This window comes from Serratia sp. TSO36 (assembly GCF_057808395.1).
On the sequence record NZ_JBJZOU010000012.1, the window covers coordinates 492,139 to 513,964 of the forward strand.

The 21,826-nt window shown below is 61.5% G+C and carries 23 protein-coding genes; 7 read left to right on the forward strand and 16 right to left on the reverse strand.

The window, feature by feature from the left end; all coding sequences use genetic code 11:
* Positions 1-22: 22 nt before the first annotated feature.
* On the forward strand, positions 23-883 hold the full coding sequence (pdxY, locus tag ACK3CV_RS11790; protein WP_164038303.1) for a pyridoxal kinase PdxY: 861 nt from the start codon (positions 23-25) through the stop codon (positions 881-883).
* 39 nt (positions 884-922) lie between these two features.
* On the opposite strand, the gene gstA is transcribed toward pdxY, so the two are convergent.
* The 4 genes from gstA to ACK3CV_RS11810 form a co-directional block, all read right to left on the reverse strand.
* Positions 923-1,528 (reverse strand): glutathione transferase GstA, encoded by a 606-nt coding sequence (gene gstA, locus ACK3CV_RS11795; protein ID WP_033638396.1) that lies wholly within the window; start codon positions 1,526-1,528, stop codon positions 923-925.
* Between the two features lie 92 nt (positions 1,529-1,620).
* Positions 1,621-2,505, reverse strand: coding sequence for a 4-hydroxy-tetrahydrodipicolinate synthase (gene dapA, locus ACK3CV_RS11800; protein WP_164038306.1), 885 nt, complete (start codon positions 2,503-2,505; stop codon positions 1,621-1,623).
* A gap of 361 nt (positions 2,506-2,866) precedes the next feature.
* Positions 2,867-3,130: a YjbD family protein gene (locus ACK3CV_RS11805; protein WP_004938373.1), complete on the reverse strand. Its 264-nt coding sequence runs from the start codon at positions 3,128-3,130 to the stop codon at positions 2,867-2,869.
* Between the two features lie 94 nt (positions 3,131-3,224).
* Positions 3,225-3,920, reverse strand: coding sequence for an HD domain-containing protein (locus ACK3CV_RS11810; RefSeq protein WP_164038309.1), 696 nt, complete (start codon positions 3,918-3,920; stop codon positions 3,225-3,227).
* A gap of 201 nt (positions 3,921-4,121) precedes the next feature.
* Between ACK3CV_RS11810 and ACK3CV_RS11815 the strand changes: the two genes are divergently transcribed.
* Entirely contained in the window at positions 4,122-4,514 is a 393-nt protein-coding gene (locus ACK3CV_RS11815) for a nuclear transport factor 2 family protein (RefSeq protein WP_033638399.1), read from the forward strand.
* On the opposite strand, the gene ACK3CV_RS11820 is transcribed toward ACK3CV_RS11815, so the two are convergent.
* A complete protein-coding gene (locus tag ACK3CV_RS11820; protein ID WP_004938382.1) occupies positions 4,511-4,780 on the reverse strand; it encodes a hypothetical protein in 270 nt (89 codons plus the stop codon). The two genes, ACK3CV_RS11815 and ACK3CV_RS11820, sit on opposite strands and share 4 nt — an antisense overlap.
* A 275-nt stretch (positions 4,781-5,055) precedes the next feature.
* Between ACK3CV_RS11820 and ACK3CV_RS11825 the strand changes: the two genes are divergently transcribed.
* The gene (locus tag ACK3CV_RS11825) at positions 5,056-5,436 is read left to right on the forward strand and encodes a nuclear transport factor 2 family protein (protein WP_033638401.1); all 381 of its coding nucleotides are present in this window, start codon (positions 5,056-5,058) and stop codon (positions 5,434-5,436) included.
* A 7-nt stretch (positions 5,437-5,443) separates the two neighbouring features.
* On the opposite strand, the gene ACK3CV_RS11830 is transcribed toward ACK3CV_RS11825, so the two are convergent.
* Entirely contained in the window at positions 5,444-5,824 is a 381-nt protein-coding gene (locus ACK3CV_RS11830; protein ID WP_038874872.1) for a RidA family protein, read from the reverse strand.
* Between the two features lie 182 nt (positions 5,825-6,006).
* Here ACK3CV_RS11830 and ACK3CV_RS11835 point away from each other — a divergent pair, with 182 nt between their 5' ends.
* A complete protein-coding gene (locus ACK3CV_RS11835) occupies positions 6,007-6,861 on the forward strand; it encodes an aminoglycoside phosphotransferase family protein (RefSeq protein ID WP_060420865.1) in 855 nt (284 codons plus the stop codon).
* Here the strand turns inward: ACK3CV_RS11835 and ACK3CV_RS11840 are convergent.
* On the reverse strand, positions 6,826-7,329 hold the full coding sequence (locus ACK3CV_RS11840) for a cupin domain-containing protein (protein ID WP_033638403.1): 504 nt from the start codon (positions 7,327-7,329) through the stop codon (positions 6,826-6,828). The two genes, ACK3CV_RS11835 and ACK3CV_RS11840, sit on opposite strands and share 36 nt — an antisense overlap.
* Positions 7,330-7,429: 100 nt before the next feature.
* Positions 7,430-8,617, reverse strand: coding sequence for a benzoate/H(+) symporter BenE family transporter (locus ACK3CV_RS11845; protein WP_164038311.1), 1,188 nt, complete (start codon positions 8,615-8,617; stop codon positions 7,430-7,432).
* A 115-nt stretch (positions 8,618-8,732) separates the two neighbouring features.
* Here ACK3CV_RS11845 and ACK3CV_RS11850 point away from each other — a divergent pair, with 115 nt between their 5' ends.
* Entirely contained in the window at positions 8,733-9,296 is a 564-nt protein-coding gene (locus ACK3CV_RS11850) for a helix-turn-helix domain-containing protein (protein WP_164038313.1), read from the forward strand.
* 194 nt (positions 9,297-9,490) lie between these two features.
* A complete protein-coding gene (locus tag ACK3CV_RS11855) occupies positions 9,491-11,584 on the forward strand; it encodes a prolyl oligopeptidase family serine peptidase (protein WP_164038316.1) in 2,094 nt (697 codons plus the stop codon).
* Between the two features lie 76 nt (positions 11,585-11,660).
* Here ACK3CV_RS11855 and dtpA read toward each other — a convergent pair whose 3' ends face one another.
* The 5 genes from dtpA to rsxD form a co-directional block, all read right to left on the reverse strand.
* Complete coding sequence (gene dtpA / locus ACK3CV_RS11860; RefSeq protein WP_033638407.1) at positions 11,661-13,175, reverse strand: dipeptide/tripeptide permease DtpA; 1,515 nt, start codon at positions 13,173-13,175, stop codon at positions 11,661-11,663.
* 604 nt (positions 13,176-13,779) lie between these two features.
* The gene (gene nth, locus ACK3CV_RS11865; protein WP_019455952.1) at positions 13,780-14,421 is read right to left on the reverse strand and encodes an endonuclease III; all 642 of its coding nucleotides are present in this window, start codon (positions 14,419-14,421) and stop codon (positions 13,780-13,782) included.
* Entirely contained in the window at positions 14,421-15,119 is a 699-nt protein-coding gene (locus ACK3CV_RS11870; RefSeq protein ID WP_033638408.1) for an electron transport complex subunit E, read from the reverse strand. Before ACK3CV_RS11870 ends, nth begins: the two co-directional genes overlap by 1 nt.
* Positions 15,116-15,745, reverse strand: a complete 630-nt coding sequence (gene rsxG, locus ACK3CV_RS11875; RefSeq protein WP_033638409.1) for an electron transport complex subunit RsxG — start codon at positions 15,743-15,745, stop codon at positions 15,116-15,118. The genes ACK3CV_RS11870 and rsxG overlap by 4 nt, the downstream gene beginning before the upstream one ends.
* 9 nt (positions 15,746-15,754) lie before the next feature.
* Positions 15,755-16,840, reverse strand: a complete 1,086-nt coding sequence (gene rsxD, locus ACK3CV_RS11880; RefSeq protein WP_033638411.1) for an electron transport complex subunit RsxD — start codon at positions 16,838-16,840, stop codon at positions 15,755-15,757.
* A 365-nt stretch (positions 16,841-17,205) separates the two neighbouring features.
* On the opposite strand from rsxD, the gene ACK3CV_RS11885 reads away from it, so the two are divergent.
* Complete coding sequence (locus tag ACK3CV_RS11885; protein ID WP_033654761.1) at positions 17,206-18,099, forward strand: helix-turn-helix domain-containing protein; 894 nt, start codon at positions 17,206-17,208, stop codon at positions 18,097-18,099.
* A 33-nt stretch (positions 18,100-18,132) separates the two neighbouring features.
* On the opposite strand, the gene rsxC is transcribed toward ACK3CV_RS11885, so the two are convergent.
* The 3 genes from rsxC to rsxA are packed head-to-tail and all read right to left on the reverse strand — an operon-like array spanning position 18,133 to position 21,708.
* On the reverse strand, positions 18,133-20,562 hold the full coding sequence (gene rsxC / locus ACK3CV_RS11890) for an electron transport complex subunit RsxC (protein WP_164038317.1): 2,430 nt from the start codon (positions 20,560-20,562) through the stop codon (positions 18,133-18,135).
* The gene (gene rsxB / locus ACK3CV_RS11895; RefSeq protein WP_004938428.1) at positions 20,555-21,127 is read right to left on the reverse strand and encodes an electron transport complex subunit RsxB; all 573 of its coding nucleotides are present in this window, start codon (positions 21,125-21,127) and stop codon (positions 20,555-20,557) included. Before rsxB ends, rsxC begins: the two co-directional genes overlap by 8 nt.
* Positions 21,127-21,708: an electron transport complex subunit RsxA gene (rsxA, locus tag ACK3CV_RS11900; RefSeq protein ID WP_004938443.1), complete on the reverse strand. Its 582-nt coding sequence runs from the start codon at positions 21,706-21,708 to the stop codon at positions 21,127-21,129. The genes rsxB and rsxA overlap by 1 nt, the downstream gene beginning before the upstream one ends.
* Between the last annotated feature and the right edge of the window lie 118 nt (positions 21,709-21,826).

A 21,826-nucleotide genomic window follows, 5' to 3' on the forward strand; every position in this document is an offset into this window, starting at 1 on the left:
CATGGCGAGGTCAGTTGTTCCGATGAAAAACATTCTTTCTATCCAGTCGCACGTGGTGTTTGGTCACGCCGGCAACAGTGCGGCTGAATTCCCGATGCGCCGCATGGGCGTCAATGTCTGGCCGCTGAACACGGTGCAGTTCTCCAACCATACGCAATACGGCCAGTGGACCGGCTGCGTCATGCCTGCCAGCCACCTGACCGAGATCGCGCAGGGTATTGCCAAAATCGAGCAGCTGCAACGCTGTGATGCGGTGCTGAGCGGTTATATCGGTTCGCCGGAACAGGGCGACCATATTCTGGAGATCGTGCGTCAGGTTAAGCAGGCGAACCCGAACGCCTGGTATTTCTGCGATCCGGTGATGGGGCATCCTGAAAAGGGCTGCATCGTGGCGCCGGGCGTGGCCGAGTTTCACTGCCGCCAGGCGCTGCCGTGCAGCGACATGATGGCGCCGAACCTGCTGGAGTTGGAGATGCTGAGCCAGATGGCCGTCGCCAACGTGGCCGATGCGGTGCAGGCCGCCCGCGTGCTGATCGCCAAGGGGCCGCGGCTGGTGCTGGTCAAGCACCTGGCCCGCGCCGGCTATCACGCCGACTGCTTCGAAATGCTGCTGGTGACGGCGGACGAGGCCTGGCACATCAGCCGGCCGCTGGTGGACTTCGGCGCGCGTCAGCCGGTCGGCGTCGGTGATTTGACCAGCGGTCTGCTGCTGGTGGATCTGCTGAAGGGCGAGGCGCTGGACAAAGCGCTGGAGCACGTGACCGCCGCCGTGTATGAGGTGATGCTGACCACGCAGGAGATGGGCGAATACGAACTGCAGGTGGTGGCGGCGCAGGATCGGATCGTGCAGCCGCTCAGCGAATTCAAAGCGGTAAAGCTGTAAGTGCATCGAGCCCCGGCGACAGCCGCCGGGGCTGAAACTTTACTTCAATCCTTCGGCGTTCAGCGCCGCATCTACCGCCGGGCGCGCCGCAACGCGATCGAACCAGGCCGCCAGATGGGCGTGCTTGCGCACGTCGAACTGCAGGGCGAACGCCCAACGCAACACGGTGAACAGGTAGGCGTCGGCTACGCTGAAACGGCTTCCCAACAGGAAGTGCTGCTTCGCCAGCACCGAATCCAGATAGCTGAACTGCTGCTCCAGCTTGGCGCGCGCGATGGTTTGGTATTCCTCGGGCGTTTTCGGGTTGAACAGCGGGCTGAACCCTTTGTGCAGTTCGGTGGCGATGTAGTTCAGCCATTCGATCGCGTGGTAGCGCGACAGGGTGCCCGCCGCCGGGATCAGGTTGCGATCGGGCACGCGGTCCGCCAGGTATTGCACGATCGCCACGCCTTCGGTCAGCAGGCTGCCGTCATCCAGCAGCAGCGCCGGTACCTGTCCCTTGGGGTTGATGGCGAGGTAATCGGCGCCGCTCTCGGTCTTCTTCTGCGCCAGATCGACCTTCTCCGCCGTAAAATCCAGCCCTGCTTCACGCAGCACGATATGCGGGGACAGCGAACAGGCGCCGGCTTTATAGAACAGTTTCATCGGAAGCTCCTTGTTGATGACGAATGACGGGCATGCTTAACCTCTCATCGTAGTCCCATAGCGCCAAAATTACAGCGGCTTAGCTAACAAATTTAACCGATGATCGCCTCGGCGGGCTGCAGCTGCGCCAGCGTTGTGGCGATCTGCTGTTGCAACGCCTGCGGCGCTACCTGCATCGGCGAGCGCAGCTCGTTGGCGATCAGCCCCTGCTGAGCCAGCACCGTCTTGACCGGCGCCGGATTCGGGAAGCTGAACATCTGGTGGATCATCGGCAGCAGCTCATAGAAGTTGCTGCGCGCCGCGGCCAAATCGCCGGCGGCGACCTGCTGCACCAGCTGCACGAAACGTTCCGGGTGAACATGCGCGGCGGCGGAGATGGCGCCGGTGCCGCCGAGGCACAGCGTGGTGAGGATCAGATTGTCTTCCCCGGTCATCACATCGATTTCGCCGTCGGCGATCAGCGCCATGGTGGCGTCAGGGTTGCCGCCGCAGTCCTTGATGGCGGTGATGCGCGGATGGCGCGCGAGCCGGCGCAATGTGGCCAGCTCCATGGCGATGCCGGTGCGCTGCGGAATGTTGTACAGGATCACCGGCACGCTGGAGGCGTCGGCCAACTGGGTGAAATAATCGATCAGGCCGCATTGCGAAGGGCGAATGTAGTAAGGTGCCGGGATCAGCACGCCGGCGATGTCGCGCAGCTGAATGGCCTGCTGCATCTGCAGCGTGGCGGCCATGTTATTGCCGGAAAGGCCCATCACGACCTGGTGTGCGGGCGCTACTTCCAGCACGGCGTCGAGCACCGCCAGCTGTTCTTCTTTGTTCAGCGCGGCGGCTTCACCGGTGGAGCCGCAGACCACCAGACCCTCGATGCCGGCGTCGAGCAGGTGCCGCGCCAGGCGTTTCACCGCCGGCAGATCGACGGCATCGTGATTGAAAGGGGTAACCATCGCCACCCAAATACCCGAAAATGAGGCCATAAAATATTCCTTCTGTGTGACCGACAGAGAAGCCAGATGAGAAAATTGAAGGCGGGGCGTTGCGTGCCATCCAGTCAGCTCATCTGACGGGACAGCTCGCCCCGGTCAAATGAGCGTCTGTTTCTTCGATTTAACCGCCGCCAAACCGCCAACGGGCAACGCAGGTATCATCAGCATGTCAGCGTTGCGTGGGTAGGCCATGGCGGTCTCGTGAAAAGGGGAAGTGGGGTGATAATGAATAGTCTTCATCAGGCTGTCAATTTACAACAGATTGATAACATTGTTATTCATGATTCGGTAGCGAGGATGAGTTTGGCTAATAAATAAAAATCCCCGCAGCGGCGGGGAGAGTTTGGCTGGTTCAGCGCGGCGGGCGGGAGCCGATGGTGGCGGACCAACTGAAGGTGTCGCCGCTCGGCCGATAGCGGTTGGCCTTGCGTTCTGCACGCTCCGCCTTGGCGAGCTTCGCTCTGGCGGCCATGATGCGCGCCACCACTTCATCCTTGACCTTGTGCTGTTCGGCGTTGGTCAGCGGCCTGCCATGGCTTTTGCGCGCCTTGTCCAGTTCGGTTTTCACTTCCCGCTGTTCGCTTTCCGTCATCTCTTTCAACGTCAACTTTTTCATCTGTGCCGCCCGTTCGGTGAAGTTGGCTTTCAGTTTAACGGTGTTATGTGACCGAAAATGTTATGGGCATAACGAAATGCGCGGTAAGCCGGCATTACACCTCTTCCAGCAGATCGTCGACAAAGCGTCGCATGCGTTCGGTGCGCAGCTCGGCCATGTGCCGCCCGGCGGCGGTCTGGAAGCCGTCTTGCAGTTTGAACAGCTTGGTTTCGAAGTGGTCCAGGCTGAAACGTTTGTCGTCGTATTGACGATGTTCGGCCCGCGGGTCGGCGGCATCGTACAGCGCACTGCGCATGCGGCCGCCGATATAGAAGCAGCGCGCCACGCCGATGAGGCCGATGGCGTCGAGGCGATCGGCATCCTGCAGGATCTTCGCCTCCAGCGTTTGCGGGGGGATGCCGGCGGAGAAACTGTGCGCTTCGATGGCGTGAGCCACCGCCGCGATATCCGCCGGCGCCCACTCCAGCCGGGTCAGCGTCAACGTGGCTTGGTCCGCCGCCATGCGCGAGGCCAGATGGCGCTGCGGCGAGTTTTTTTCCACCGCGACGGCGTCGTGCAGCAGCACCGCCGCACAGAGAATGCGCCGGTCGCCGCCTTCCAGCTTGCTGATCCGGCGGCAGTTCTTCCAGACCCGGTGCAGATGTGCGACGTCATGCGAACCATCGTCCGACTCGAGGGTGAGCGGCAGCAACGTTTGCGCCAGCGCCTGATAGGGTGAGAAAGGTTGTAACAGCTCTTGCGTCAGCGAAGGTAAAGACACGTTCAGCTCCTGTTGGGGGAAATCGGTCAATCAGCATAGCCGCGCCGGATGCCGGGAGAATGACAGCAAAACGGCTATTGTTTACTAAAGTGCAACCCACTATTGTCATAACTGCGGTTTTTGCAGCGAAACAAGCAACCTAGAATAGCCGCATTCCGCCGTCTCCGCTTGGTGAGAGCCTGTGTCCGCGGAGATGGCCGGAATATCCTCATCAGCCATTGGAGAAGAGACATGCCAACCCCTCTTGAGATAGTGCGCGCAACCTATGAAGGCAGTTCCGAAGAAAACGGCCGTAATCTGCTGGCGGCGCTGGCCCCCGATGCCGAGTGGACCGAGGCCGCTGGCTTCCCCTACGCCGGTACCTATATTGGCCCGGAGAACATCATCAAGAACGTGCATCAGCGCCTGGGCAGCGAATGGCAAGGTTACCGCGCCGATGTCGACCACTTTTACGACGCTGGCGACAATGTGATCGCGCAAGGTTTTTATCACGGCACCTACCGTGCCACCGGCAAATCCTTCAGCGCCTCTTTTGCGCATATTTATACGCTGCGCGGCGGCAAAATCGTGAAGTTCGTGCAGATCGTCGACAGCGCCAAAGTGCTGGAAGCGATGCAGCCTTAATCGCCGCTGCGCTTGCCGAATTTGCGGTCGAACTCGCGCCGGTAGCCCCGGGCCTTGTTGCGATCGCGGATCCACAGATAGCCGCACACCAGCGCAACCGCTCCCGAGAAGGTGACGTTGCGCATATCCCGGTCATACCAAAACACCAGCAGCGCATCCAGCGCCGCAATCAGCGCGATCCATTTATACATATGGGATTGACGCCGCGTGGCGGCGTTAAGTCGCTTTAACTGTCTGGCTTCGTCCAACACCGGTTTTTGCTGCATAGCGTTTCGTTATCATCAGGCTGTTCACGCTAAATTAGCAGAATTTCCCTCGCCGCCGCAAAGATTAACGCGCGGTGCCATGCGGTTTTCCCCGCCCCTGGCGCGGGGCAGAAAATTTGTGCGCGGGCCTTGAATTGTCTATTGGGCGTGGTAGGTTATTTATTCGCTATTTTTGGGTTTTTATTCAACATTCGCCGTGTCATCAAGCTGCAGCACTGGGCGGTTAACGTGATGGGTTCGATACATGCGGCGGTTAACTTCGGCAGGAGGATGTGATGAACGATAAAACGGCACGCCCGCAGGATGTGGTTCAACAACAGCTTGACGCCTATAACGCCCGCGACATCGACGCCTTCATGGCCTGCTGGGCGGACGACGCGCAGTATTACGAGCATCCCGACACGTTGCTGGCCAGCGGCAAGGCGGCGATCCGCGAACGGCATCTGGTGCGTTTCCAGGAGCCAAGTCTGTACGGTGAACGGATAAAACGCATGGCGGTGGGGAACATGGTGGTCGATCAGGAAGTGGTGACGCGCAACTTCCCGCAGGGGCGTGGCAAAATGGATGTCATCGCCATTTACGAAGTGGAACAGGGGCGGATCGCCAAAGCCTGGTTCAAGATCGGCCCCTGCGTGCCGGATGAGGGCGCGCTCTAGCCGCGCATTATTGCAACGCCATCACCGCTTCTATCTCTACGCACACCTGCGGTGAAAACAACGCGCTGACCGCCACCAATGAACAGGCCGGCAGCGCGCCATCGAAATAGTCAAACAGCACCGGGCGCACGCCCGCCAGATCGGCAATGTCTGTCAGGAACACGCTGATTTTAATCAACGCTTTAAGATTAACGCCTTCGCTGGCGGCGATAGTGGCTAACTGCTCGAGGATCTCCTGCGTTTGCTCCGGCGCGCTCAAGCCTTGCGCGTCGGTGGCGAAGGCCGTCAATCCCGACACGTACAGGCGATCGCCGTGGCGCACCGCATGCACATAGGGGCCGCCCGGCGTAGGCAACTGCGGATAATTCGTGCGTTTTAATGATGTCATGATCAAACCCCGCGCAAGACCGGTTAATAAAATCGACAAACTTGGTTAGGATACTGAGGAAACGGCGGCCAGACGCCGCGCACCGATGATATTTGAGAGTATCATCCCTCTTTATTTTATACGTCGTCTTTCACCTGAATGTGACAGTGCGGCGCAGATCGGCCACAAGGACGCATGAGACGATGAACCCGCTTTTTACTCCCTACCTGCAACGCTGGCAACTGGAACAGGACGGCAAAGCCTTCGAAACCCACAGCAGTCTGCTGATGCCGGTGCGTTACCGGGGCGAGGCGGCGATGCTGAAGATCGCCCGCGAGCAGGAGGAGCGCTTCGGTGGCCAACTGATGTGCTGGTGGCGTGGGAAAGGCGCCGCGCAGGTGCTGGCGTGGCATGACGACGGCATTCTGCTGGAGCGCGCGCAGGGTGAAGGCTCGTTGGCGCAGCTGGTGCGTGACGGCGACGATGAGCAGGCCACGCAAATCCTGTGCCGGGCGATCGCCGCCTTGCATGCGCCGCGAGCGGAACCGTTGCCCGAGCTGATCCCGTTGCAGGAGTGGTTCAGCTCACTGTGGCCGGCGGCGCAGGCGCACGGCGGCATGCTGCGTCTCTGTGCCACGGCGGCGGCAGAATTGCTGCACAGCCCGCGAGAAGAGAGCGTGCTGCACGGCGATATTCACCATGACAACGTGCTGGACTTCGGCGAACGCGGCTGGCTGGCGATCGATCCCAAGCGTTTGTATGGCGAACGGGGCTTCGACTACGCCAATATCTTCTGCAATCCCAACTACGGCATCGCCACCGATCCGGCCATTTTCCAGCGCCGCGTGGAACAGGTCTGTCGCTTGGCCGGGCTGGAGCGCCGGCGCTTGCTGCAATGGATCCTGGCCTGGTCGGGGCTGTCCGCCGCCTGGTTCATGGAAGACGGGCAGGCGGCGGACATCGACTTTCGCGTCGCTGAGCTGGCGGCGCGCGCGCTGGATCTCCCGCTGCCGGGCGGCGACTCAGGGTTCATCCTGCCAGTAATCGAGCGAGGTTGAAGGGCGCTGCAGGTAGCGCACCTGCTGGCCGTCTGCGCCGCGCGCCATCGCCTGGTATTTGCCGGAATCCGGGTACATCACCAGCTCCGGCTGCTCGCGCGTGCTGACGGACAGGTACTTCAGCGGCGCATCGGAGGTGTTGATGATCTGGTGCGGGTATTCCGGGCCCGGCGGAATGAAGATGACATCCCCGCTGACGATCGGCAGCATTTCTCCGGCCACCCGCAGCGTACCGCTGCCTTCCAGAATGATGAACATTTCCTCCTGAGCGTAGTGAAAATGGTAGGGGCAGGAGCGCATACCCGGCGCGACACAATCGAAAGAGGCGCCCAGCTTGTCGGCGGCGGTGCCGGTGCCGAGGCGAGCGCCGACGCTGTCATACAGCGGCGGCCGCCGATCGTGCCGCTTATCTACTCGTTCGACATTGCGTATCAGGCGCTGAGCCAACAGCGCAGCTTTCTCAGTCATAGGCTTCCTTGGTGACGGCGTCACTTATTTTGTGAATTGATCTCAAGACGACAGAGAAAGTGAAGGCGCCATGGCGGCACTTGTCAATGTAGACCGCCCGTTATGCTTGGCTTGTTCGCTGCGGCAGCGACAGCAGCAGATGGGCGATCGCGCCGCCGACGATGCCCCAGAAGGCCGAACCGATGCCCAGTAACGTGACGCCGGAGGCGGTGATGAGGAAGGCGATCAGCGCCGCGTCGCGCTGTTTCTCATCATGCAGCGCGCGCTGCAGGCTGCCGCCGATGGTGCCGAGCAGCGCCAGCCCGGCGATGGTGTGGATCAGGGCGAGGGGCAGCGCGCTGAACAGCAGGCCGATGGCGCCGCCGAACAGACCGGCCAACAGGTAGAAGCCGCCAGCGGCCACCGCGCCCATATAGCGGCGCTGCGGATCGGGATGCACGTCCGGGCCCATGCAGATGGCGGCGGTGATCGCGGCGATGCACACCGAGAAGCCGCCGAACGGCGCCAGCAGCAGCGCGGTGAGCGCCGTCCAGGCGATCAGCGGTGAGGTGGGGACGCGGTAGCCCGCCGCCTGCAGCGTGGCGATGCCAGGCGCATTCTGCGAAGCCATGGTCACCACGAAGAACGGCACGCCGATGCCCAGCAGCGTCGGCCAGCTGAAGTGCGGCGCGATAAATTCCGGCATGGCGAGCGCCGGCGCGTGTTGCGCCGGCTGGATATCGCCCTGTAGCGCGGCGATCGCCAGCCCGGCCGCCAGCGTCAGCACGATGGCGTAGCGCGGCAGATAACGGCGGCTGAGCAGATAGGCCAGCCCCATGCCGGCGCTCAGCGGGAAATTGAGCTGCAGCGAAGCGAAGGCGTCCAGGCCGAAACGCAGCAGGATCCCCGCCAGCATCGCGGCGGAAATCGCCTGCGGAATGTAGTCCATCAGGCGGGCGAACAGCCCGGTGACGCCGCACAGCAGGATCAGACCGGAAGCGAAGATAAACACCCCGATCGCCTCGTTGATCGGCGTGCCGGGCAGGCTGGTGACCAGCAGCGCCGCACCGGGCGTCGACCAGGCGGTGAGGATAGGCGTGCGATAGTAAAGCGACAGTCCGAGCGAGGTGACGCCCATCGCGATCCCCAGCGCGCTCAGCCAGCCGCCGATCTGCGCCGGCGTGGCGCCTGCAGCGGCGGCGGCCTGGAAAATGATTGCGGCAGAGCTGGTGTAACCCACCAGAACGGCGACAAAGCCGGCCATGACGGCGGGCAGGGTCAGGTGGCGCAGGGAGAGGGCTGGGCGCATGAGGTGCTCCAATCGGTGATTGTGCGTTATAACGCACGACAAGAAAACAGCATAGCATCGTGCGCTATAGCGCACAAGCGGGTATAATCGGGCTCGACACGCAGAGGAGAACTGGATGCAGGAACTTGCCGGCCATTTGGCACACACCCTTCGCACGCTGCGCGCACAGCGCGGTTGGAGCCTGACGCAGGCGGCGGAATACACCGGCGTCAGCAAGGCGATGCTCGGGCAGATCGAACGCGGCGAGTCCAGCCCGACGGTGGCGACACTGTGGAAGATCGCCACCGGTTTCAACGTGGCGTTCTCCGCCTTTCTCGAGGCTTCTCCCGCGCAGCAGCAGGCGACGCTGCACCGCTACGGCGATCTGCCGGTCTACGATCAGGACAACGCCGACATGCGCGTAGTGCCGCTGTTTCCCTACGATCGCCCGCTGGGTTTCGATATGTTCGTCATCGATCTTGCGCCGGGCGCGCTCAGCGAGTCGTCGCCCCATGAGCCGGGCGTGATCGAGCATGTCATCGTGATCAGCGGCCGGTTGGAGTTGGCGATAGACGGCGAATGGCACAGCCTGGCCGCCGGCGAGGCGATGCGCTTTCAGGCCGATCGGCCGCACGCTTATCGCAACGCCAGTTCACAAACGGTGCGTATCCACGATCTGATCCACTACCCTCAATCCTGACTCAACGCGGCGGCCGTGGGCTTTGACTCCGCGCCGCCAAACGCCTACCTTGTTGAAAATGACGCTTATTTCACAGGCTGTCGCCCACGACGGGGCGGCGTTGCAGCCGACTCAAAAGGAGCTTGATTTTGCCGGTCACCAATCGACGTCAGTTTATTAAACTCAGTGCGCAAACCGCAGGAGCCGTATTCGCGATGACTTCATTACCCAACAGTATCCGCCTGGCGATGGCGGCGGAGGGCGGCGCGGCCGCCGGCGATGAATTCCTGTGGCTGGAGGAGCTGCAGGGTAAAAAAGCGCTGCAATGGGTGCAGCAGGAAAATCAGCGCACCGTGGCGCGTTTCGGCCAGGGCGAAGACTTTCAGCGCATTGAGCGCGAGGTGCTGGATATCCTCAATAAAGACACCCAGATCCCGTGGGTGAGCAAGCGCGGCGAGTACTATTACAACTTTTGGCAGGACCAGGCCAACCCGCGCGGCTTGCTGCGGCGCACCACGCTGGACGAGTACCGCAAGGCCAAACCGGCCTGGGAAACGGTGCTGGATATCGATGCGTTGGGCAAGGCGGAGGGCAAGGATTGGGTTTATCAAGGCTCGCAGCCGCTGGCGCCGGAATACCGCTATTGCCTGATGCAGCTGTCGCCGGACGGCGGCGACGCCACCGAAATCCGCGAATTCGATCTGATGGCCAAACGCTTCGTCAAGGACGGCTTCAACGTGCCGGTGGCGAAAAGCCGGGTTTCCTGGGTCGATCGGGACACGCTGTTCATCGCCACCGATTTCGGCCCCGGCTCGATGACCCAGTCCGGTTACGCGCGCATCGCCAAACGCTGGCGGCGCGGCACGCCGCTGAGCGCCGCCGAAACGCTGTACGAAGCGCAGCCCGAGGACATGGCGGTCTTCGCCTATCACGATCGCACGCCGGGCTTTGAGCGCGATTTCGTCGGCCGCAGCCTGGATTTCTATCGCCGCGACTACTTCTTGCTGGCTCAGGACGGCCGGCAGATCAAAATCGACATCCCGGCCGACGCCGAGCTGGATACGCACCGTGAATGGCTGCTGATTAAACCGAGCAGCGACTGGGAGGTGGGCGGCAAGCGCTATCCGTCCGGCGCGCTGCTGGCGGCCAACTTCGATGACTATCTGGCGGGCAAGCGCGAGCTGCAGCCGCTGTTTACCCCAACGGCGGAGCAGGCGCTGAGCGGCTACAGCGGCACCCGCGATCATCTGATCCTCAGCATCATGGATAACGTGGTCAACCGGCTGGAAGTGCTGACGCCGCAGGGCGGCAGCTGGCAACGTCGCCCGCTGGGCAACCCCGGCGCCATCAGCACCCTTTCCGCCGGCGGCATCGACGAAGAGAGCAACGCCTATTTCCTGACCGTCAGCGGGTTCCTGCAGCCGACCTCGCTGTACATGGGCAATCTCGACGGCGGTGAGGCGACGCTGCTGAAACAGGCGCCGCAGGATTTTGACGCGTCAGGCTACCGGGTGAGCCAGCATTTTGCGCGCTCCAAGGATGGCACCCGCGTGCCGTACTTCCAGATTGCCGCCAAAGATCTCAAACCGGACGGCAGCACGCCGACGCTGCTGTATGGCTACGGCGGGTTTGAAGTGCCGCTGCTGCCGGGCTATCTCGGCGGCAAGGCGCCGGCCTGGCTGGAGCGCGGCGGGGTGTACGTGGTGGCCAACATCCGCGGCGGCGGCGAATACGGCCCGGCCTGGCACCAGGCGGCGCTCAAGCAGAACCGCCATCGCGCCTACGAGGATTTTGCCGCCGTGGCCGAAGATCTGTTTGCACGCAAGGTGACCTCGGCGCCGCATTTGGGCGCGCGCGGCGGCAGCAACGGCGGCCTGTTGGTGGGCAATATGCTGACGCTGTATCCGCAGTTGTTCGGCTGCATCGTCTGCGAAGTGCCGCTGCTGGACATGCAGCGTTATACCCAGCTTTCCGCCGGCGCGTCGTGGATCGCCGAATACGGTGACCCGAGCAAGCCGGATGAGTGGGCTTATATCAAAACCTTCTCGCCGTACCACAACATTCAGGCGAAAACGGCCTATCCGCCGGTGCTGTTCTATACCGCCACCAGCGACGATCGGGTCAACCCGGCCCACGCCCGCAAAATGGCCGCGCGCATGCAGGCGATGGGGTATCAGCAGGCCTATTTCTATGAAAATACCGAAGGCGGGCACAGCGCCGCCGCCGACAAGCAACAGGCGGCGTTCCACAGCGCGCTGGTGAGCGAATTCATGTGGGCCAACCTGAGCGGAAAACCCAAGTCAGCGTAAACGCGTTTCTTGCGGGCATAAAAAAACACCGGGGCGTTAACCCCGGTGTTTTTATTTACGCTCAATCTGCCGGCGATCAGCGAGCCGCGGTGGCTTCCTGCGCTTTCTGATTGGCGTCTTCGGTGGTGTCCAGCGTCATGCGGTACAGCTTCGGCGCGGTCAGCATCATCAGGATAGCGATGACGGCGGTGACGATGCCGATCTGCATAAACACATGGCTGTAGATGGCCAGCGAAGCGTGCGCGTCGTTGATGTCGCTTGGGACGGCGGTCAGACCGGCAACCTTACCGGCGATCAGCGCGGCGGCGGCGGTAGTCAGGAACCAGGAGCCCATGATGAAGCCCATCAGACGCTGCGGCACCAGCTGCGCCACCATCGCCAGACCCAGGCCGGAAATCATCAGCTCGCCGATGCTCTGCAGCGCGTAGCTCAGGATCAGCCAGTTGACCGACACGATGCCCTGTTCGTTGGCGAAGCTGGCGCCCCACGGCAGTACCAGGAAGGCGCAGGAGCAGAGGATCATGCCGAAAGCGAACTTGTGCGGCATCGGCAGGCGATCGCCCATTTTGTTATACAGCGCGGCCAGAATCGGGCTGGCGAGCATGATCCAGAACGGGTTCAACGCCTGATACTGCTCCGGCTCGAAGGCGACGCCGAAGATGCTGTGTTCCACGTTGTGGATGGCGAAGAAGTTCAGCGAGGTTGGCATCTGGCTGTACAGCACGAAGAACACCACCGCTTCCAGCATCAGCAGGAAGGCGACGATCATCTTGCGGCGAGCGGCGCCGTGCAGGGCGAAGGTTTCCTTGGCGAACACCAGAACGATGCCGGCGGAAACCAGAGCCAGCGCCCAGCGCGCGATCACCTGGTTGTGCAGCAGCCAGCTGGACACGGCGATCAACGCCACGATGCCGACCAGCACCATCAGCAGTTTCGGCAGATGCAGCGGCTTGAAGTCAGGCTTGGAACCGTTTTCCTTCACCCACTTGCGGCACATCATAAAGTTGACCAGGGTGATCAGCATGCCGACCACGCTCAGCGAGAACGCCACGCTCCAGCCGTATTTCGCCGCCAGCCACGGAGTGGCCAGCATAGAGAAGAAGGAGCCGATGTTCACCGACATGTAATACATGGTGAAGGCACCGTCGAGACGCGGATCGTCTTTCTCATAGCAGGTGGACAACAGGGAGGACGGATTGGCCTTGAACAGACCGCTGCCCACGGCGATGGTCGCCATGCCCATGTAGACCCAGAAGATGTCGTGGCCGGAGTAGGCCACCATGGCGTAACCGGCGGCCAGCACCAGCGCGCCGAGCACGATCACGCGTTTGGCGCCCAGCACTTTGTCGCCCAGCCAGCCGCCGATGGCGACGAAACCGTATACCAGGGCGCTGAAGGAAGAGAACAGGGTGATGGAGTCGGCTTCGCTCATGCCGAGCATCTTGACCAGATAAACCGCCATGATGCCCTGCAGGCCGTAGTAGCCGAAACGCTCCCACAGTTCGATCGAGAAGATCAGATAGAACGCTTTCGGTTGTTTGAACGCGTTAAGGCTAACGCTCTCCGGATGTTGGTTGTTTGCTGTTGACACTGGTACCTCTGTTTTTTCGCAGCCCGTCTTTGGAGGACGGGAAAGTACAAAAGTTGATGCGGAACGGCATCCTTTTGCGTTGTTATAGGATGGGGACGGCGGTTAATGTTCACTATCTTTGTCAACGAGGCAAGCAGTTTGTCATATTCGGTTACATTTATCGCTCGCAGGATTATGCGGCGATGTTGCAAATGTTATGCAGTATTAACTTTCGGGTTTTAATGCTTTGCCGATTTTTTGTTTTGATTAAAAGCTATGCGAATTTTAAACAGGGATATATTCTGCTGAATTGCTATTTTTTAGCGCATCAGTGTAGGTGAGGTTATTAATCCGTTGGAATGTTGTGTGCATGGCGCGTTTTGTAAAATTATAGAAATTTGGGAAAACGGTACTGGCATTTGTGAACGCCTTGTGATCCTGAAAGCGTGACGTTCACCGCAATTTTCGACTAATTTTTCGCTTGAAAATAACACGGCACTGAGTTTTTCACTGAAAACCTCGAAATTGCCGGGGTTACTGCTGCGCGATATCACATTTCCGATAAAAAAGAGGCGCTGGCGGGGGGAGAGGTGGCGACGGGTGCGGTTTGCCGCACCCAACAGACTCAGGATTCGGGATAAACCTTTTCTTTATACTCGCACAGGTCTTCGATAATGCAGGAGCCACAGCGCGGTTTGCGTGCGATGCAGGTGTAGCGCCCGTGCAGGATCAGCCAGTGGTGGCAATCGACCTTGAATTCGGCGGGCACCACCTTCAACAGCTTCTCTTCCACCTGATCGACGTTCTTGCCCGGCGCGAAGTGGGTGCGGTTGCACACCCGGAAGATGTGGGTGTCCACGGCGATGGTCGCCCAGCCGAAGGCGGTATTGAGCACCACGTTGGCGGTCTTGCGGCCGACGCCCGGCAGCGCTTCCAGCGCGGCGCGATCTTCCGGCACTTCGCCGCCGTGCAGCTCCAGCAGCATGCGGCAGGTTTTGATCACGTTTTCGGCCTTGCTGTTGAACAGGCCAATGGTCTTGATGTACTCCTTGACGCCATCAACCCCCAGCGCCAGCATGGCGGCGGGGGTGTTGGCGACCGGATAAAGCTTGGCGGTCGCTTTGTTGACGCTGACGTCGGTGGCCTGTGCGGACAGCAATACCGCGATCAGCAGTTCAAACGGCGTGGTGTACACCAGCTCGGTGGTCGGGTGCGGGTTGTTGTCGCGCAGCCGGGTCAGAATTTCCAGTCGCTTCTGCTTGTTCATCAGGCCTTCTCAGCACGTCCTTGTTCCAGCAGCGGTTCCACCGCCACGGCGCGGGCTTTGCGCGCCTTCATTTTTTCGTCGATCAGATACTTGACCGCCAGCAGCAGCCCCAGGCCGATAAAGGCGCCCGGCGGCAACATGGCCAGCAGGAATGGGCTGTCGAAATGCACCACTTCGATGCGCAGCGACTTGGCCCAGCCGCCCAGCAGCTGGTCGGCGCCGTCGAACAGCGTGCCGTTGCCTAACAGTTCTCGCATCGAGCCCAGCGTCACCATCACGCCGGTGGCGCCGAGGCCGATCGCCAGACCGTCCAGCGCCGAGAGGCCGACCGGTTTTCGCGCCGCCACCGCTTCGGCACGGCCGACCACGATGCAGTTGGTCACGATCAACGGAATAAAGATCCCGAGCGACTGATACAAACCGAAGGCATAGGCGTTGATCAGCATCTGCACGATGCTCACCACCGCGGCGATGATCATTACGTAGATCGGAATACGCACTTCGCTCGGCACCCAGCGGCGCACCGCGGAAATCGAGGCGTTGGTCAAGACCAAAACCAGGGTGGTGGCCAACCCCAGGCCGAGCGCGTTGGTGACGGTGGAGGTCACCGCCAGCAGCGGGCACATGCCCAGCAGCTGCACCAGGGCGGAGTTGTTCTTCCACAACCCCTGGACGATCAATTCTTTGGCTTCACTCATTCGGCGGCTCCACACGCAGGTAAGCTTTCAAGTTTAGGCGGCAGCGTTTCCATATACAACGCCGTGCGGCGCACCGCATTGACCACTGCACGCGGGGTGATGGTAGCGCCGGTGAACTGATCGAACATACCGCCGTCTTTCTTCACCGCCCAGCGCTTATCGTCCGGGCCTTCGATTTTCTTGCCGCTGAAGAAGGAAATCCAGTCGGAAATGCGCAGTTCGATTTTGTCCCCCAGCCCCGGGGTTTCGTGGTGTTCAATCACGCGGGTGCCGAGCACCGTGCCGTTGAAATCGGCGCCGACCAGCAGCTTGATGGCGCCGGAGTAGCCGTCCGGCGCGGTGGTTTCCAGCGCGGCGGCGGTCGGTTGCCCGTTTTTGCGCGCCAGGTACAAGCGGTGCGGCGCGCCGTCGCCCAGCGCCGGATCGCTGACCAGGAAGCATTCGTTCTGCATAATGTTGTCGTAGTTTTCCGGCGGCACCACCTGATCGAGCAGCGCTTTTTGCTGCAGCGCCGCCTGATGGGCGATGGTGCCTTTCGTCAAGGTATAGACCACGGCGGTCAGGCCGGTGGTGACCGCCGCGAACACCGCCAGCGTGGTGCCGTGCTTTCTCATGGAATTCAGCATGGCGGCTCCTTAGCGATGGCCGTACACGCGCGGCTGCGTGTAGTGGTCGATTAACGGGACGGTGATGTTGGCGAGCAGCACGGCGAAAGCCACGCCGTCGGGGTAGCCGCCATAGACGCGGATCAGCCAGACCAGCACGCCGATCAGCGCGCCGTAGATCAGGCGGCCCTTCGGCGTGGTGGAGGCGCTGACCGGATCGGTGGCGATAAAGAACGCGCCCAGCATGCTGGCGCCGGAGAACAGGTGAATCAGCGGCGAAGCCTGATGCGCCGGATCGATCCACCAGGCAAGGCCGGAGCAGAAGGCGATGGCGGCCAACATGCTGAAAGGGATTTGCCAATGGATCAGGCGGCGCGCCAGCATAAACAGGCCGCCGGCCAGGAAGCCGAGGTTGACCCACTGCCAGCCGATGCCGGCCAGCGCGCCGCCGAACAGCGGTTGCTGCAGCACCTGTTCCACGCTGTGGCCGCTGCGCAGGCCGGTTTTGAAGCCGTCGAGCGGCGTGGCCTGGCTGATGCCGTCCACGCCCATCTGCAGTTCGTGCAGCGTCGCGCCTTGCGAGGTATGGCCGCTGAAAATGGCCAGCAGCGTGTCGTGGAGCGACAGCGCGGTGGCGCGCAGTTCATCCGGCGGCAGCCAGCTGGTCATCTGTACCGGGAAGGAGATCAGCAGCACCACGTAACCGACCATTGCCGGGTTGAACGGGTTCTGCCCGAGGCCGCCGTACAGCTGCTTGGCGATGACGATGGCGAAGAAAGTACCGATGACGATCATCCACCACGGGGCCAGCGGCGGCAGGCTGATGCCGAGCAGCAGCGCGGTCAGCAGGGCGGAGTTATCTGCCAGCCGGCTGCGCACCGGCAGCTTGCGCAGCCTGAGGATCGCGCCTTCTGCGGCCAGCGCGACGATCGCCGCCAACGCCACCTGGATCAGCACGCCGTAGCCGAAGAACCAAATCTGCGCCGCGATGCCGGGAATGCACGCCAACATCACCCACAGCATGATGCGGCTGGTGCTTTGCTGGTTGTGGGTGAAAGGCGAGCTGGCGATGTGTAAGCCTTTGGCGGCTGTGGGTGATACCGGCCTGAACTTCATAGAGTAACGATACCTTCTGCGCCGCGCCTGCGGCAGTTTCGATGCGCCGTTCTGAAGGCGCGGCAAAAATGATAGCCGAGCATTCTACCTGATTCGATGCGAGGGTAATACGCCTTAATAATAGGGGTATTCAGCTTTCCGCACATCTGGCGATCGGGACGGCGCGATTTGATTTTTTTTTGGCCGGAAAATGGGCTAACGTGAGGAATTGTCAGTGGAACTTGTGCCGCCATCGACCGCGAAAAATGGGGTAAGCGTCTGAATGAGATATCATTTTTCTCCAGATTTCCGCACAAAATAACAACTTTCACATAATCCGTGTAGGTTACTATCGCGAACATTATTGAGTCAGTGAATCCATAATAATGACAAATGAAGACATTTTTTTTATTGAAGAGCTAATTGAGTGGGTGGAGATACATCTGGAGAAACGGCCAAACCTGGATGAAGTCGCGCGTATTTCGGGCTATTCCAAGTGGCATCTGCAGCGTAAATTCAAGCGTATTACCGGCATTCAACTCGCCACCTACATCCGTTCGCGCATCCTGACGCGCGCCGCGGTGGCGCTGCGCATTACTCGTCGCTCGATCATCGACATTTCCGATGAGCTGGGCTTCGACTCTCAGCAGACCTTTACCCGCATGTTCAAGCAGCGCTTCGGCACCACGCCCAATCGCTACCGTTCGATGACGCACTGGGACGTGAAAAACCTGATGCCGCGCTTTAACTTCGAAGCCAGCTACGGCGCCGGTTATTACCCGGAAGTGAAGCGGCTGACGCTGCCCGAGATGCAGTTGGTCGGCTTCACGCGCCGGCTGGATTTCGCCTCCGAACAGGAGCTGGAGTACTCTTCCTGCATGGCGATGAAGGACGAGATTTTCAACGACTTCTTCAAGGGGCTGCACGTCGACTGTCGGCGGATTTACAGCATCTACTCCCCTCATGCCGGGGAGGGCGACGAGCTCTCATCCACGCTGGTGATGGCGGTCGATCCTGAACACAAAAAGGATATTCTTTCCAACTATCAAATCGACACTTTCCATCTGCCGAGCCGCGAGTTTATCTCCATCAACCATAAGGGTTCGGCGAAAGAGTGTTTGCAGTTTTTCGGCTACCTGATGTCGCATGTGATGCCAGGGCTGAAGGATGAGGTGCGCGGCAGTATGGAAATGGAGATCATTCAAACCAAAGAGTGGAATCCGGAATCCAAACTGCGCCAGATTGATGTGGATTACACCTACCTGATTTCTATCGATTAAACGGCGCCCGGCCACAGCCAGGCGCCGCTGTCATCATTTGTCTTCCGTTTCCGCCGCCAGCGATTCCCTGGCGGCTTTTTTGGCTTTGGCGCGGGCGATAGCCGCCGCGACGGCCGCCTTGCGCGGATCTTCCTCGGTGGCTGCCGGCGCCGTTTCCGCCGGTGCAGGGGCATCTGCCTGCTGCGCCGCTTTCTTGGCTTTGACACGCGCCAGAGCGGCCGCGACCGCCGCCTTGCGCGGATCTTCTTCGGCGGTTGCCGGCGCCGTTTCCGCCGATGCAGGGGCGTCCGCCTGCTGCGCCGCTTTCTTGGCTTTGGCGCGGGCGATAGCCGCCGCGACCGCCGCCTTGCGCGGATCTTCTTCGGCGGCTACCGGCGCCGTTTCCGCCGGTGCAGGGGCGTCCGCCTGCTGCGCCGCTTTCTTGGCTTTGACACGCGCCAGTGCCGCCGCGACCGCCGCCTTGCGCGGATCTTCTTCGGCGCTTGCCGGCGCCGTTTCCGTCGATGCAGGGGCGTCCGCCTGCTGCTCTGCCTTTTTGGCTTTGACGCGCGCCAGTGCCGCCGCGACCGCCGCCTTGCGCGGATCTTCTTCGGCGCTTGCCGGCGCCGTTTCCGTCGATGCAGGGGCGTCCGCCTGCTGCTCTGCCTTTTTGGCTTTGACGCGCGCCAGGGCGGCAGCGACCGCCGCTTTACGCGGATCGTCCTCTGCTACGGCAGGAGCAGTGCCATCTGCGGCCGGCGCTTCTTTGCGCGCTTTCACGCGGGCCAGCGCCGCGGCCACGGCGGCTTTGCGCGCGTCGTCGCCGGAGGCCGCCGGTGGCGCCTCTTTTTCCGCCTCGGCCGCCAACTGGGCGCGGCGTTCACGCGCCTGCGCTTTACGCGCTTCGCGGGCGGCGATCATTTCGCTGTTATCCGGCTGCTGGCCGTCGACCTGCGTCACCGCCGCTTCGGCATTCTTGCTGCGCACGCGAGCCAACGCGGCCTGCACCGCATCCTGATCGTCGTCGGACAGTTTGACGGCGGCTTTTTTGTGCCGCTCTTCGCGCGCCAGCTTCTCGCGCTCCAGGCGGGCCAGCTTGGCTTCGTAACGCGCCTTGGCCTCGGCGGCGCGCGCCGCTTCCAGATCGATAGCCTTGATCTCGGCCTTTTCCTGACGGTAGTACTGCACCAGCGGGATGTTGCTGGGGCAGACGAACGCGCAGGCGCCGCATTCAATGCAGTCGAACAGGTTATGGTTGCGCGCCTTGTCGTGCTCCTGCCCACGGCTGAACCAGTACAGCTGCTGCGGCAGCAGCCCGGCAGGGCAAGCGTCTACGCACAGGCCGCAGCGGATGCAGGATTGCTCCGGCTCCTGCGGCGTCATTTCATCGACCGTCGGCGCCAGAATACAGTTGCTGATCTTGACGATCGGTACATTCAGCGCGGGCAGGGTGAAGCCCATCAGCGGGCCACCCATGACCACCATCTGCTGCGCCTGCGGGCGGAAACCGGCGAAGTCGAGCAGGTGCTGCACCGGCGTGCCGATGCGCGCCCACAGGTTGCCCGGGCGCTCGATCGCGTCGCCGGTCAGGGTCACTACGCGCTCAATCAGCGGTTCACCGTCGACGATCGCTCGCTTGATGGCGAAGGCGGTGCCGACGTTTTGCATCAATACGCCGATGGCAGAGGAGTGCTTGCCGTGCGGCACTTCCTTGCCGGTCAGGATCTTGGTCAGCTGTTTGGCGCCGCCGGACGGGTATTTGGTGGGGATAACGCGCAGCGCAATGCCGGACTGGCCGCGCAACGCCTGCTTCAGCGCCGCGATCGCCTCCGGTTTGTTGTCTTCGATGCCGATCAGCGTGACCTTGGGTTGCAGAATATGTTGCAGGATCTGCGTGCCTTCAACGATCTGATCGGCATGTTCCTGCATCAGGCGATCGTCGGCGGTGATGTAAGGTTCGCACTCGGCGGCGTTGAGGATCAGCGTTTCCACGCCGCTCATGCCGCCCTGCAGCTTGCTGGCGGTTGGGAAACCGGCGCCGCCCAGACCGGCGATGCCGGCCTGATGAATACGTTGAATCAGATCCGCGGCGGGCGCTTGGCGGTAGTCAGCCACCGGATCGCGCTCGCACCAGCGGTCTTCGCCGTCCGCCTCGATAATCACGCACAGCTCCGTCAGCCCGGAAGGGTGCGCGGTGATGTGCGGCGTGATGGCGCTGACGGTGCCCGACGTGGGGGCGTGAACCGGCACGGTGCGGCCGCGGCCGACGGTCAGCGGCTGGCCTTTCAACACCCGATCGCCGGCGTTGACGCACAGCTCGCCTTCCGGCCCCAGATGCTGCTGCAGCGGAATGATAAAGGTCTTGGGCAGGGGAGCGACACGCAGCGGCGCACCGCTGGACTGCGTTTTCATTTCCGGCGGATGGATCCCGCCGTTGAAATCCCAGATCCGGTCTTTTTTAAAGGCGGCGAACAGATTAAGCATGTTGCTCCACGTGGATCACTTGCACCGGGATCGTCTTCATGTCCCACTTCCAGTTGGCGGTGGTGGTGGCGACCGGTCTCATTTCAATACAGTCGGTAGGGCAAGGGGCGACGCACAAGTCGCAGCCGGTGCAGAGGTCGGTGATGACGGTGTGCATGGCGCGGGTGGCGCCGACGATGGCGTCCACCGGGCAGGCCTGAATGCACTTGGTGCAACCGATGCAGTTGGCCTCGTCGATATAGGCCACTTTACGCTCCGGTTCGGCGGCGGCTTCGCTGCCCAGCGGCTGCGGCTCGACGTTGAGCAGCTCCGCCAGTTTCAACATCACCTGTTCGCCACCCGGCGCACATTTGTTGATCATCTCGCCGTTGGCCACCGCCTCGGCGTAGGGGCGGCAACCGGGGTAGCCGCACTGGCCGCACTGGCTCTGCGGCAGGATCGCGTCGACCTGCTCGGCGACCGGATCCTCCTCCACCTCAAAACGGCGCGCGGCGTAGCCCAGCACCAGTCCGAACAGCAGCCCGAGCGCGCTTAAAGCCGCGATAGCTATCCACAACGCAGTCATTAGAATTTCACCAGCCCGGTAAAGCCCATAAAGGCCAGCGACATCAGCCCGGCGGTGATCAGCGCGATCGAGGAGCCGCGGAACGGCGCCGGCACGTCGGCGACCGCCAGACGTTCGCGAATGGCGGCAAACAGCACCATGACCAGCGAGAAACCGGCGGCGGCGCTGAAGCCGTACACGGCGGACTGCAGAAAGTTGTAGCCGAGGTTAACGTTAAGCAACGCCACGCCCAGCACCGCGCAGTTGGTGGTGATCAGCGGCAGGAAGATGCCCAGCAGGCGGTAGAGCGCCGGGCTGGTCTTGCGCACCACCATCTCGGTGAACTGCACGACGACGGCGATCACCAGAATGAAGGAGAGCGTGCGCAGGTACACCAGATCCAGCGGAACCAGAATAAAGGTGTTGATCACCCAGGCGCTGACGGAGGCCAGCGTCATGACGAAGGTGGTGGCCATTCCCATGCCGATGGCGCTTTCCAGCTTCTTGGAAACGCCGAGGAACGGGCACAGGCCAAGAAACTTCACCAGAACGAAGTTGTTCACCAGTACGGTGCCGACAAACAGGAGCAGGTATTCGGTCATTGCGATGCCTAAAAAAATAAAAGCCGCCTATTATCGGGAATCGGCGGCCGGACGACAACATATGAATCGCAGGGGTATTGCCTTTTTTGGCGAAAATTTACACAAAACACCCGATAAA